This is a genomic window from Neisseria sp. P0004.S004, assembly GCF_051963335.1.
Lineage (GTDB): Bacteria > Pseudomonadota > Gammaproteobacteria > Burkholderiales > Neisseriaceae > Neisseria.
The window spans coordinates 53,446-66,032 of sequence record NZ_JBQCUK010000006.1; the positions used below are offsets into that span (position 1 = coordinate 53,446).

9 protein-coding genes and 2 pseudogenes are annotated in these 12,587 nt (G+C 49.3%); all 11 read right to left on the minus strand.

Going from position 1 to position 12,587, the window contains the following annotated elements:
* Positions 1-25: 25 nt before the first annotated feature.
* Positions 26-646: an ATP-dependent Clp endopeptidase proteolytic subunit ClpP gene (gene clpP, locus ACTHRY_RS06515; RefSeq protein WP_003683589.1), complete on the minus strand. Its 621-nt coding sequence runs from the start codon at positions 644-646 to the stop codon at positions 26-28.
* 89 nt (positions 647-735) lie between these two features.
* Complete coding sequence (gene tig / locus ACTHRY_RS06520; RefSeq protein ID WP_049323216.1) at positions 736-2,046, minus strand: trigger factor; 1,311 nt, start codon at positions 2,044-2,046, stop codon at positions 736-738.
* Between the two features lie 188 nt (positions 2,047-2,234).
* Positions 2,235-3,875 (minus strand): annotated as a pseudogene (locus tag ACTHRY_RS06525) (DNA translocase FtsK); the annotation flags it as partial.
* 101 nt (positions 3,876-3,976) lie between these two features.
* Positions 3,977-4,679, minus strand: a pseudogene (locus tag ACTHRY_RS06530) (DNA translocase FtsK 4TM domain-containing protein); the annotation flags it as partial.
* Between the two features lie 188 nt (positions 4,680-4,867).
* On the minus strand, positions 4,868-5,419 hold the full coding sequence (locus tag ACTHRY_RS06535) for a hypothetical protein (protein WP_049323218.1): 552 nt from the start codon (positions 5,417-5,419) through the stop codon (positions 4,868-4,870).
* 36 nt (positions 5,420-5,455) lie between these two features.
* On the minus strand, positions 5,456-5,809 hold the full coding sequence (locus ACTHRY_RS06540) for a hypothetical protein (RefSeq protein ID WP_049323219.1): 354 nt from the start codon (positions 5,807-5,809) through the stop codon (positions 5,456-5,458).
* Positions 5,810-5,856: 47 nt separating this feature from the next.
* Positions 5,857-7,776 carry an ATP-binding cassette domain-containing protein gene (locus tag ACTHRY_RS06545; RefSeq protein WP_049359069.1) on the minus strand — a complete coding sequence of 640 codons (1,920 nt, stop codon included), beginning with the start codon at positions 7,774-7,776 and terminating at the stop codon, positions 5,857-5,859.
* 176 nt (positions 7,777-7,952) lie between these two features.
* Positions 7,953-8,714 (minus strand): amino acid ABC transporter ATP-binding protein, encoded by a 762-nt coding sequence (locus tag ACTHRY_RS06550; protein ID WP_036490792.1) that lies wholly within the window; start codon positions 8,712-8,714, stop codon positions 7,953-7,955.
* Positions 8,715-8,723: 9 nt separating this feature from the next.
* Positions 8,724-9,440, minus strand: a complete 717-nt coding sequence (locus tag ACTHRY_RS06555; RefSeq protein WP_049323221.1) for an amino acid ABC transporter permease — start codon at positions 9,438-9,440, stop codon at positions 8,724-8,726.
* A complete protein-coding gene (locus ACTHRY_RS06560) occupies positions 9,430-10,254 on the minus strand; it encodes an amino acid ABC transporter substrate-binding protein (protein ID WP_049323223.1) in 825 nt (274 codons plus the stop codon). The genes ACTHRY_RS06555 and ACTHRY_RS06560 overlap by 11 nt, the downstream gene beginning before the upstream one ends.
* 155 nt (positions 10,255-10,409) lie before the next feature.
* Complete coding sequence (locus ACTHRY_RS06565) at positions 10,410-12,320, minus strand: alpha-amylase family protein (RefSeq protein ID WP_440374118.1); 1,911 nt, start codon at positions 12,318-12,320, stop codon at positions 10,410-10,412.
* Positions 12,321-12,587 lie beyond the last annotated feature (267 nt).

Genomic DNA, 12,587 nt, shown 5'->3' on the forward strand with positions numbered 1-12,587 from the left:
CCTTTTGATTTAAAAACTATAAAGATTAGGCTTGCAGAGAGGCGCGGTTTTCCAAAACTTGGTCAATCAAACCATATTCTTTAGCTTCATCGGCAGACATATAATTGTCGCGGTCGGTATCGCGTTCCAAGTCGGCCAAATCGCGATCACAATGTTTAGCGAGCAAGCGGTTCAGTTTCTCTTTGATTTTCAGCAGCTCTTTAGCGTGAATTTCAATATCGGAAGCCTGACCGGCCAAGCCGCCGCTGATGAGCGGTTGGTGAATCATGATGCGGCTGTTTGGCAGGGCAAAGCGTTTGCCTTTTTCGCCTGCGGACAACAGGAATGCGCCCATACTTGCCGCTTGGCCCAAGCATAAAGTAGAAACATGAGGCTTGATGAAGTTCATGGTATCGTAAATCGACATACCGGCAGTAACTGAACCGCCTGGAGAGTTGATATAGAAGAAGATATCTTTATCTGGGTTTTCGCTTTCCAAGAACAGTAATTGCGCAACAACCAGATTGGCAGATTCGTCTGTCACCGGGCCGATCAAGAAAACGATGCGCTCTTTCAAAAGGCGTGAGTAGATGTCGAATGCGCGCTCGCCGCGACCGCTTTGTTCGATAACGGTAGGGACAAGGTAATTATTGAAATCGAAGGACATTTTTGTCTCCTGTTAATGATGGAAAAGCACCAAAGCATTTAAAGCGCTTCGGTGCTTTTGATTGTCTGTTTCAGACGGCCTTGGAGCAATTAAGCTTGTGCGCCCATTACTTCGTCAAAAGACAGCGCTTTTTCAGTTACTTTAGCTTTGCTCAGAACGAAATCAACAACGTTGCTTTCTACTGCCAAAGAAGTCGGGCCTTGCAGGCGGGAAGGCTCTGCGTAGTACCAGTCGATAACTTCTTGAGGATCTTCGTAGCTTTCAGCGAAGTTAGCAACAACGGCTTTGATTTGGTCTTCAGTTGGCTCAAGTTTGTTTTCTTCAACCAGTTTAGCCAAAATCAGACCCAAAGAAACGCGGCGTTCTGCTTGTTCTTTGAACATATCCAAAGGCAGATCCAAGTTGGCAGCGTCAGCCATACCTTGGTTAACGAAGTTTTGTTTCATTTCGTTTGCTAAGCGAGCAGCTTCTTCGTTGACCAAAGCAACAGGAACTTGCAAATCGGCTGCTTTGAGCAGGGCGTTCATTACAGATTCTTTGGTTTGTTCACCGATGCGGCGCTCAACTTCGCGGCCAACGTTTTTCTTCACTTCTTCACGCATTTTGGCAACGTCGCCGTCTTCAATACCCAGAGCTTTAGCAAAGTCAGCGTCAACTTCAGGCAAAGTAGCTTCAGAAACGTTGTTCAACGTGATGGTGAATACGGCAGATTTACCGGCAACATCTTTACCGTGGTAGTCTTCAGGGAAGTTTACGGTAACGTCTTTGCTTTCGCCGGCTTTCATGCCGACAACACCGGCTTCGAATTCAGGCAGCATTTGACCTGCGCCCAATACGAAAGCGTAGTTTTTAGACGCGCCGCCGGCGAAAGGTTCGCCGTCGATTTTGCCTTCGAAGTCGATGATGACGCGGTCGCCGTTTTGGGCTTCGCGGTCAACATGGTTGAAACGGGTGCGTTGTTTGCGCAGGATTTCTACGGTTTGGTCAACTTCGGCATCGCCAACGGTTGCAGTTACTTTTTCTACTTCTTGGGCAGACAGGTCGCCGATGGTTACTTCGGGGAAGACTTCAAAAATAGCGGCAACTTTGAAAGACTCTTGATCGTCTTGTTCTTCAACGGCTTCAAAGCGTGGGTAACCGGCAACTTTCAATTCTTGAGCAACGGCAACATCGTAGAATTCGCGTTGTACCAATTCGTTGATAACGTCGTTTTGTGCGCTTGCGCCGTACATTTGGGCAATCATTTTGAACGGTGCTTTACCCGGACGGAAGCCGTCAATTTTTGCGCGGCGTTGGGTTTGTTTCAGTTTTTTCTCAGTTTCTGCGTTGATTTTGGACCAAGGCAGAGACAATACTACTTTGCGTTCCAGATTTTCTAAAGTTTCAACAGTTACGCTCATCGTAAGCCCTTAAATTTGTTGTGTTAAACGGTTATCCTTCTGCTTAATCCCCCGAAGGATTCCGGGAATATGCATAAGGTCAAAATTTAGCTGCTTAGTATAACACAATGTTTCACGAATAACATAAAAAGGCCGTCTGAAAAGTGGGAAATTCTTTTCAGACGGCCTTTTTGCTTTGACTTTGTTTTTTAAAGCTGGTCTTTTTGTGCCAGAATCCGTCGGCTGCCGTTGACATCTGCCGGAGAAAGCACGCCGGCATTTTCAAGCGCATCTATTAAATTGGCGGCGCGGTTGTAGCCGATGCGCAATTGGCGTTGCAGGGAGGAGATGGAAGTCTTCCGACTTTCCAATACGAAGGCAACGGCTTGGTCAAACAGTTCATCGCTGTTGGCGTTCGGATTGACAATATTGGTGGTTTCGATGGCCGCTTCACCGCTGAGCAAGCCTTCCACATAATTGGTCGGCGCTTGTTCTTTAATGAAATTGACGACTTGATGCACTTCATCATCGGAAACAAACGCACCTTGCAGGCGTGTCGGTTCTGCGCTGCCCGGTTGCAGGAACAATGAGTCGCCGTATTTGAGCAATTCATCTGCACCCATTTGGTCAAGAATGGTGCGGCTGTCGATTTTGCTTTGTACGGTAAAGGCCATTCGTGTCGGGATGTTGGCTTTAATCAAACCGGTAACTACATCAACGCTTGGGCGTTGGGTGGCGACAATCATGTGGATGCCTGCCGCACGCGCTTTTTGGGCAAGACGTGCGATTTGCTGCTCGACGGATTTGCGTTCGGTCATCATCAAGTCTGCCAACTCGTCGATGACGACCACAATCAACGGTAGTTTTTCCAGAGGCTCGGGATCGTCAGGATTTAAGCTGAACGGATTGAGTAATGGCTTGCCTGCCGCTTTGGCTTGTTCGACTTTTTGGTTGAAACCGTCCAGATTGCGCACGCCGGCGTGTGAGAGCAGACGATAGCGTTTTTCCATTTCGGCAACGCACCAGTTTAACGCTTGTCCTGCCTTGCGCATATCGGTTACAACCGGGCAGAGCAGGTGCGGAATGCCGTCGTAAATGCTCAATTCCAGCATTTTCGGGTCAATCATGATGAATCGGACTTCGTCGGGCGTGGCTTTGAAGAGCATGGACATAATCATGCCGTTCACGCCGACAGATTTACCTGATCCGGTCATGCCTGCGACCAAAAGATGCGGCATTTTTGCCAAGTCGCCGACAACGGGCGTACCTGCAATATCTTTACCCAAGGCAACGGTCAGTTTGGACTTGGCATCGGTAAACACGGGAGAAGAGAGGATTTCGCTCAACATGACGTCTTGGCGTTTCTCATTGGGCAATTCAATCCCCATAGTGTTTTTACCGGCAATGGTCTCAACAATGCGTACCGCTTGCAGGGACATCGAGCGTGCCAAATCTTTTGACAGTGCGACAATTTGGCTGCCTTTGACACCTTGTGCCGGTTCGATTTCGTAGCGGGTAATCACAGGGCCGGAAGTGGCGGAAACAACCTGTACGCCGATGCCGAATTCAGCCAGTTTGGTTTCAATCAATTCTGCGGTTTGTTGCAATTCATCCGGATTGACGGTAACCGGTTCTTCAGACGGCATACGCAACAGGTTCATATTGGGTTTGTGGTATTCGCCGTTGTTTTTAGGCTCGGTATCGTCAAACAGGGAAGTTTGGATTTTAGGAGGCGGTGCAACGGACACAGCAACGGTTTTACGGTTGCTGCTGCTGCCTGCCAACGGAGCAACCGGAGTAGCGGTAATGGTTTTGGCTTCTTTAACCATGCGGCGCGTATTTTGGGTTTCCAAAGCTTCGGAGCTGACGTCTTCTTTTTTATTTTGATATTGCGACAATTTTTTCATCAAGCTGCCAAACAGGCCGCCCACATGGCTGCCGGATTTGGCCATGACTTCAAGCCATGACACCTGAGCCAGCAAGGAAATGGACAACAGCAACATCACCAGCATAATCAACAGGCTGCCTGATTTGCCCAAAAGCCAAGCCAAGCCTGAACCCGCAAGTAAGCCGACCAAGCCGCCGGCACCGACGGGAAGGGATTCGCTCAATGCGTTGTCAAACAGGAAATGTTCGATAATCGGGCTGCACACCAGCAGGAGGAACAATGCCAAAGCGGCTACGCCGTGATTGTAGGGCTTATGGTTTTCCTGCTTTTTCATGGGGCGGAAGTTTTTGTAGAGGAAAACGCAAGAGGCGGCTATCCACCACCAAAACGATAGGCCGAACAAATAATATCCGACATCGGAAAGATAGGAGCCAAAGAGGCCGCCGAGGTTGGCAACATCGTTGCTTTTGGGAACGCTGCGCGACCATGCAGGGTCGTCCATGCTGAAGCTGGCCAGGGAAATGGCCAGATAAATGGTGATAACCAAGCCAAACAGCCATAAAGCATCATTAATTAAGTTGACGACATGCTCGGGACGCGCTTTTTTTTCTTCATTTCTTTGCAGCTCTTTGGCGGCTTTCAGGCGTTGGGAGACCTTATTGTCGGCTTGAGTTTGTGCTTTGGTGGATTTGCGTGTGGTCGGTTTGGCTGCCGGTTTGGTAGAGACGCGTTTTTTTGTTTGGGTTTTAGAAGATTTTGCAGTCATGAGATAAAGGCCGTCTGAAAAGACCGGAGGTAATGTGCGTAAAGAGCAAATTATACCGTATTTACTAGGCACAAGAAATTGAAACGGGCGTAATCATTATGGGATTCAGGCCGTCTGTTTGGCGTGACGAAAATTTTGGATTTCGTTTCCACCTATTCAGACGGCCTGATGTTTTGATTGATTTGGACTTACATTCTGCCCAGTTCGCGTTGTAGGGCTTGAATGTTTTTCTCTCTATCCAGAACCGCACCTTGCAGCGTACTGATGGCCTGTTGATTGACGCTGCCACCTTTGGCTGTCCGCGCTTGGCTCAGTTGCTTTTTGGCATCGGCCAAAGCCGCGCGTTCATTGGATAACTCGGTTTCTAAAATAGAGCGGCGGCTGTTGACGCCGGAGGACTTGGGAACCGGAGGAGGAGCTGTTTCAGAAGCGGTGCGGACAGGGGCAGGTTTGGGCGTTGCCTTATGGTTGGATTTTGCCACTGTGTTTTTGCTTTTTGCCGGAGCCGTTTGTGATGTCGGCGCGTTGAGTGTAGGCGCATCGCTGACCGGGGCATCGTATCGGCTGCTGCTGTATTTACCGACAATCGGCAAATCGTTAACGGCTTGGCAGTTGCCGCTTGGACGCGAGGTATAGACAATCGAGCCGTTGACTTCACAGGTGTAGATTTTTGCGGCGTGGGCTTGGCTATTGAAAACGGCAAGCGGCAGCAGGGATAGGGTAAGTAGATATTTTTTCATGATTTAGGTAGGGCTGATTCGTTGCAGTTGAGCATTTTATTCTTGTTCAGACGGCATGGGCTGCTGTTTCTTAGCTTTTGCACCGTTTTTGTTTTTGCTCGGTTTGTCGGCTTTTTTCTCTTGTTTATCGGATTTTTCCGCGCGTGCCTTTTTCTTAGGCTTTGCACTTGCGCGTTCATCAGAGGCATTGAGGCTGCGGATGTTGAGGTGGTAACCGCTGCCTTGATGGCCGCTGATTTTAGGCAATTCGGCCTGTGCGCAGGAGGATTTGGGTTCGGAAGTATAGCTGCCGTTGCCGCAGGAATAAACTGCGGCGGCTGCGTGAAGAGAAATGCCCAAGACGAAAGAGGATACGAGGAAGTATCCGGCTTGTTTGATGGTTGAAGTCATGTTTTTCCGTATTGTGTTTTATTTCAGACGGCCTGATGGCTCTATTTTTATTGGGAAAACTCGGCTTCGACATCAACTTGGATTTGCTCAAGCTCTTCCTGCCATTGCAGCCAGTTTTCTTCCAGTTGCGTTAATTTTACTTTAGTTTCTGTTAATTGTGCGAGTGTCTCTTGCAATTTGGGTTTATTTTCTTCTGAATAAGCAGATTCTTGTGCCAAAAATGCTTCACAGGCCGTCTGAATATCAGTCAATCGTGCGATTTCTTTTTCGGCTTTGTCGATCTTCTGCTGAATCGGTTTGCTGCGTTTGGCTTTTTCCTGACGGATTTGTGCTTCTATGCGCTTGGTGTCTTTGCGACTTTGGCTTTGTGCAGATGCGGCGGGGGCCGCTGCGGCGTTTTCTTGTGCCAACCGCCATTGACGGTAGTCGTTTAAATCGCCGTCGAAGTTGTTCAGACGGCCTTTGTCGATAAGGAGGAAGCTGTCGGTAGTCGCTTCAAGCAGGCTGCGGTCATGCGAAACGACAATCAATGCGCCTTGGAAACTTTGCAGGGCAAGTGTTAGGGCGTGGCGCATATCCAAGTCTAGGTGGTTGGTCGGTTCGTCAAGCAGCAGCAGATTAGGTTTTTGCCAGATAATCATGGCAAGGGCGAGCCGCGCTTTTTCCCCTCCGGAGAACGGCTCGGTCTTTTGAACCGCCATATCGCCGACAAAGTTGAAACCGCCTAAAAAGTTGCGGATTTCCTGTTCTCGGACTTCGGGCGAAAGCTGCTGGATATGCCAAACCGGACTTTGGTCTGCGCGCAATGTGTCCAGTTGGTGTTGGGCAAAATAGCCGATATTAAGCTTTTCAGAGCGTACGATGCTGCCGGAAAGTAAATCGATTTTTCCTGCCAATGCTTTGATAAATGTGGATTTACCGCTACCGTTAACGCCCAACAGGCCGTAACGTGCGCCGCTTTCCAAAGACAAGGTGATATCGTGCAAAACGGTATTGTCGCCATAACCTAAGTCGGCATGGTCGAGTTTCAATAATGGATTGGGTAGGTGGGTCGGATTGGCAAACTCAAAGGAAAATTCGCTATCCAAATGCGCAGGAGCGATGCGCTCGAGCTTGGCTAATGCCTTCATGCGGCTTTGGGCTTGTACGGCCTTTGTGGCTTTGGCTTTGAAACGGTCGATAAAGGATTGCAGATGTTTGATTTGCGCCTGCTGTTTGACGTAGGCGGCTTGTTGTTGCGCCAGACGTTGGGCACGCTCCGCTTGGTAGAAATCGTAATTGCCGCCGTATTGGGTCAGTTTTTGTTGCGACAGTTCGATGGTTTGTGTTGTAGTGGCATTTAAGAAGTCGCGGTCATGGGAAATGATGATTTGCGTACAGGGCAGGGAGGCGAGATGGTTTTCCAGCCACAATACGGTTTCTAAATCCAAGTGGTTGGTCGGTTCGTCCAAAAGCAGCAAATCGGCACGGCAAATCAGTGCTTGGGCAAGGTTGAGACGCATACGCCAGCCGCCGGAGAAGGATTTGACGGGGCGGATATGTTCTTCTTGTGCAAAACCCAAGCCGTTAAGCAGTTTGGCAGCGCGTGCCGGAGCGGTATAGGCATCGATTTCTTCAAGTTTGGCGTGATATTCGGCTTGTTTCATGCCGTCGTTTTGCGCTTCTGCTTGGGCTAAGGCCGTCTGAAAAGCCTGCAATTCGGCATCGCCTTGCAAAACGTAGTCTAAAGCGGAGATATCTAAATCGGGCGTTTCTTGAGAGACGGAAGCCAGGCGCCATGTTTTGGGAATCAGAATTTCGCCGCCATCTTGAGTGATTTCACCTTTTATCAGCGCAAACAGGCTGGATTTTCCCGTACCGTTTTTACCGATTAAACCAACGCGTTGGCCGGGGTTGATTACGGCATCGGCTTTGTCGAGCAGGACTTTCAAACCGCGTTGCAGGGTGAGTTTTTTGATTTCTATCATGATGGCGGGTAGGGGATAAGTAAAACGAAAGGCGTTATTTTACCTGAAAAGACATATAAAAGGCCGTCTGAACAAGTATGAAAATGAAATCAGCGATTTCTATTTCACTTATTCAGACGGCCTTTATGAAATGACAGTCGGAAATGCTTTCAAATTTTCTGTCGTTTCAATTAAATTTAAAGGTCGGCATTGTCCGCACGGATCTGGCGCAGGAATTTTTGTGTCCGCTCATGTTTGGGATGATTGAACAAATCTTGCGGGCTGCCTTGTTCGACAATAACGCCGCCGTCCATCACGACGACGGTGGTTGCCACTTCCAAGGCAAATTTGATTTCATGCGTAACGACAACCATGGTCCAGCCTTCTTGTGCCAATTCCTTCATGGTATCCAAAACATCTTGCACCAATTCAGGATCGAGCGCGGAAGTCGGTTCGTCAAACAGCATCAGTTCAGGCTGAATCGCCAATGCTCGGGCAATACCGACGCGCTGCTGTTGACCGCCGGAAAGTTGGTAGGGATAGAGGTCGATCTTGTCGCCCAAACCGACTTTTTTAAGCAATTTGACAGCCTCTTCACGCGCTTGGGCGACAGGCTTGCCTTGTACGGCAACCGGTCCTTCCATGACGTTTTCCAACGCAGTTTTATGCGGAAAGAGGTTGTATTGTTGGAACACCATGCCGGATTTGCGGCGCAGTGCCAAAATATCGTGTTTGCTTGGTTTTTTGGAAAAATCGATGCTTAACGGCTGCGCGTTGTCAAACTCGATTTGACCTTGTTCAGGCATTTCCAAAGCGTTTAAACAGCGTAAAAAAGTGGTTTTGCCCGAGCCGGAAGGGCCTAGGATAACGACCACTTGTCCTTTGCCGACATCCAAATCGATGCCGCGCAAAATGGTATTTTCGCCAAAGGTCTTATGGATATTGCGGATTTTAATCATGACAACTCCTTATTTGGCGACATATCGGTCAAAGCGTTTTTCCAAGCGCGCCTGAATCAAAAACAGCACTTTGCAGAAACACCAATAAACCAAAGCGGCTTCGATATAAACGGGCAAAAAGTCATAAGTACGGTTTGCTGTCTCTTGGGCAACACGGAAAAGCTCTGTTACCGTCACTACGGCGGCAAGCGAGGTATTTTTGAACAAGCCGATAAACTCGTTGCTCAAAGGCGGTACGGCAACGCGGAATGCCTGTGGCGCGATAATGCGGCGGAACGTCTGCATATAGGTCATACCGATGGAGAAACCGGCTTCCCATTGGCCTTTAGGTACGGACAAGATTGCCGCGCGTATGGTTTCGGAAGCGTATGCGCCGACATTGAGCGAAAAGCCGATGATGGCGGCAGGAATCGGGTCGATATAGATGCCGACGGAAGGTAAACCGTAGAATACGATGACCAACTGCACCAAAAGCGGCGTACCGCGAATGACCGAAATATAAAATTCCACCAGCTTCAGCAAGCATTTTTGGAAAATACCGCCGGAGGGCATGATTCGCACCAAAGCAACGGCTACGGCAATAATCATGCCGATAACGAAAGAAGCGATCGCCAAAGGCAAAGACACTGCGAAGCCGGCTTTGACCATGGGCCAAAACGCGCTGATGAGCATATCAGCGCGTGTTTCCGTCATAAACGGCAGAGAGGCAAGGAAATTATTTAACACTGATGTCTTTTCCGAAGAATTGTTCGCCCAGTTTTTTCAGCGTGCCGTCGGCTTTCAGTTCGTTCATGGCTGTGCTGAATTTAGCCAATGCTTCATCGTTGCCTTTATTGACAATCAAGCCGGAGCCGACTTTTTCATCAGCCGGGGCAGACCAAACGATTTTTACACCGGCGTTCGGATTTTTCTTCAGATAGTCCAATACCGCCAATTCGTCGTTCAGGGTTGCATCGGCACGTTTTTGTTCAATCAAGGTCAGGGATTGAGCCAAGCCGTCTACCGGTACGAGTTCTGCGCCTGCAGCTTTGGCTTTTTCGCCATAGTTGCTGGTCAGGGATTGTGCGGTTTTCACGCCTTTGATGTCGTCGATGGATTTGATGTTGCTGTCTTTGCGCGCAACTAATACAGCACCGCTCCAGCTGTAAGGCTCGGATTTGTCAAAAGTTGCTTGACGTTCAGGGCTGGTCAGGCCGACTTGGTTGGCAACCACGTCGAAACGGCCGGCTTTCAAACCCGCCATCATGGAGTCCCATTGTGTTTCTTTAAATTCGACTTTTACGCCCAGTTTGTCGGCAACGGCGCGGGTAACTTCGACATCGTAGCCGGTCAATTTGCCGTCTTTGTCGTGGTAGGTGAAGGGTGCGTAAGTACCTTCCGTACCGACTGTGATGGTACCTTTGTTGTTGATACGCTCAATCAGTGAGCCGGAGGCCGCGCCGGATTGGGCCGGTGCAGAAGAAGCTGAGTTGCTGCCTTCGCCGCCGCAAGCAGCCAAAACTACTGCAGCGATGGTGCCGAGTACGAATTTTTTCAACATGGATTTTTACTCCTGATTTTTTAGTGTGTCATCTGGTATTAAAGCATGCATTCTAAGCGAAACTGCCCAAAATACAAAATACATCTTATTTCTTAAAAGGCCGTCTGAACGCTGATTTGTTCAGACGGCCTTGAGTGGTGTATCAAAATTTCGGCTTATGCAATTTCAAGCCACATGACTTGATAGGGTTGCAGTACCAAATCCTGATTCAGGGAAACGGTTTGACCGCTGATCAAATCGTGCGCTTTAAACGGCATGGCTTGCAGCGTATGCGCACTGATGGTTTGCGGATGTTCGCTGAAGTTGCCGAATGCCAATAGTGCGTTGTTGCGCATATAGCCGATGATATGTTTGTTGTTGGTATTGAAGGTAACCAACTTGCCACCGTCAAAGCGCGGATTGCTTTGGCGGATGGCAATCATATGGCGCAAACCTTGGAAGATTTGACCGGCAGTGGTCGAGCTGTCATGGCGTTGGTTGTACAACTCTTCATTATAACGAGGACGGTGTGCCCAGCGGCTGTCGTCGCTCTTATTGCTGTCTTGCGACCAGTCGTCATCATTGAGCGTACCCACTTCGTCACCCAAGTAAATCAGCGGCAGACCGCCGGTACTCAGGGCGATGCTGTACAAAAGTTTGATGCGGTCAACGGCATATGGGTCATTTTGAGCCAAACCGACCAATGCTGCGGCTGTACCGCTGACACGGCAGTCGCCTGTGTTTGGGTTGTATTGGAACGGTACACCGCGCGCGAAGCTGCCGTCAAAATGGTTGACGAAGAAGCGGTTGAGGAATTGTCGGTGGTCGTAGCCGTGGATGCCGAACTGCCATGCGTCCTCATCGGCAAATGTCCAGCCGATGTCGTCATGGCTGCGGACGTAGTTGACCCATGCAGTGTGGTCGGGCAGGTTGTGGCGGTAGGTCAGTGCCTGATGGAGCAGGTTGACTTCGCGCGTGGCAAGCGTGTTCCACAACAATGCCATTTGCAGCGGGTTGTAACCGATTTGGCATTCGTCTTGGCTGATGTATTGGACAACTTGGTCGGGGTGGACGATGGCTTCGGATTTGAAGAACACGGCCGGGGCGGCAATACGCATCACAGAGTTAAACGCGCGAATTAAGGCATGGGCTTGCGGCAGGTTTTCGCAGCTTGTGCCCATTTGTTTCCAAATAAAGGCAACGGCATCCATGCGCAGAATATCAATGCCCAAGTTGGCAAGGAACATCATTTCGCCTGCCATAGCGCGGAACACCCATGGGTTGCTGTAATTCAAGTCCCATTGGAAGGAATTGAACGTTGTCCATACCCAGCGTCCGTCTTCCAGTTGGGAAAAGCCGCCCGGGTGTTGGTCGGGGAAGATTTCACGCAGGGTGCGGTCGTATTGGTCGGGCATCCAACGGTCAGGGAAAATGTAGTAGAAATTGTCATAGAGCGGATCGCCGGCGGCGCAGCGTTTTGCCCATTCGTGTTCATTGGAAGTGTGGTTAAAGATGAAATCGACAACGGCGGAAATACCTGCTTCGTGCAGTGCGGCAATGACATCGCGCAAGTCGTCTATTGTGCCCAAAGCCGGATTGACATCGCGGTAGCTGCTGACTGCATAGCCGCCGTCGCTTTTGCCTTCAGGACATTTAAACAGGGGCATCAGGTGCAGATAGGTCAGGCCCAATTCTTGGAAATAAGGGATTTTGGCTTTCAAGCCTTGCAGATCGCCTGCGAACAAATCGACGTAGCACACGCCGCCAACCTGTTTGTTGGACAAAATCCAGTCAGGATCGTTTTCGCGCGCGATATCGATATCTTTTAAGGATGAGTTGCGTTGGGAATAGCTTTGCCATGCTTGGGCAATCAGTTGCTCCAGCATGGGGAGGACGGCTTCGTTGTTGTTGTAAACATTGTCCAGCTCGTGCATCAGTTTTGGGAAGTGTTCCTCAAGTCGTCTGTCAAACTGTTTCCAGTCTTCAGATGTCTCGATACTTGCACGCTGTTCGGGGGTATAAATCGATAGGGTGCGTTCTTTAAGGTGATGCAAGGTCAAATCAACCTGTTGAGTCTGGGTCAACATAATACCTACTCCGAAGTTAAGGTGAAATTGTTTTGAAGCTTGGTTTCACTTCTTTTGCAAATCCATGCCGATCGTGGGCGGCCAAGACTGTAATTTTGCGTCAAGAAACTGCCTCAATGATACTGGAAGTGCTTGAGTGTGCCTAGGGTTTTCAAGGTTATTGAACAGGATTTTTCAAGTGTTTGATTTTGATTGAAAGTAAGGTTGAATAAAAAGAATATGGCCTTTAGCCGCAGTCATGTTTCAGACGGCCTGAACTTTTAAGAA

Excerpts from the sequence above, each read along its gene's own strand:
- clpP (WP_003683589.1), bottom strand. The coding sequence starts at position 646 with ATGTCCTTCGATTTCAATAATTACCTTGTCCCTACCGTTATCGAACAA.
- tig (WP_049323216.1), bottom strand. The coding sequence starts at position 2,046 with ATGAGCGTAACTGTTGAAACTTTAGAAAATCTGGAACGCAAAGTAGTA.
- ACTHRY_RS06535 (WP_049323218.1), bottom strand. The coding sequence starts at position 5,419 with ATGAAAAAATATCTACTTACCCTATCCCTGCTGCCGCTTGCCGTTTTC.
- ACTHRY_RS06540 (WP_049323219.1), bottom strand. The coding sequence starts at position 5,809 with ATGACTTCAACCATCAAACAAGCCGGATACTTCCTCGTATCCTCTTTC.
- ACTHRY_RS06545 (WP_049359069.1), bottom strand. The coding sequence starts at position 7,776 with ATGATAGAAATCAAAAAACTCACCCTGCAACGCGGTTTGAAAGTCCTG.
- ACTHRY_RS06550 (WP_036490792.1), bottom strand. The coding sequence starts at position 8,714 with ATGATTAAAATCCGCAATATCCATAAGACCTTTGGCGAAAATACCATT.
- ACTHRY_RS06560 (WP_049323223.1), bottom strand. The coding sequence starts at position 10,254 with ATGTTGAAAAAATTCGTACTCGGCACCATCGCTGCAGTAGTTTTGGCT.
- ACTHRY_RS06565 (WP_440374118.1), bottom strand. The coding sequence starts at position 12,320 with ATGTTGACCCAGACTCAACAGGTTGATTTGACCTTGCATCACCTTAAA.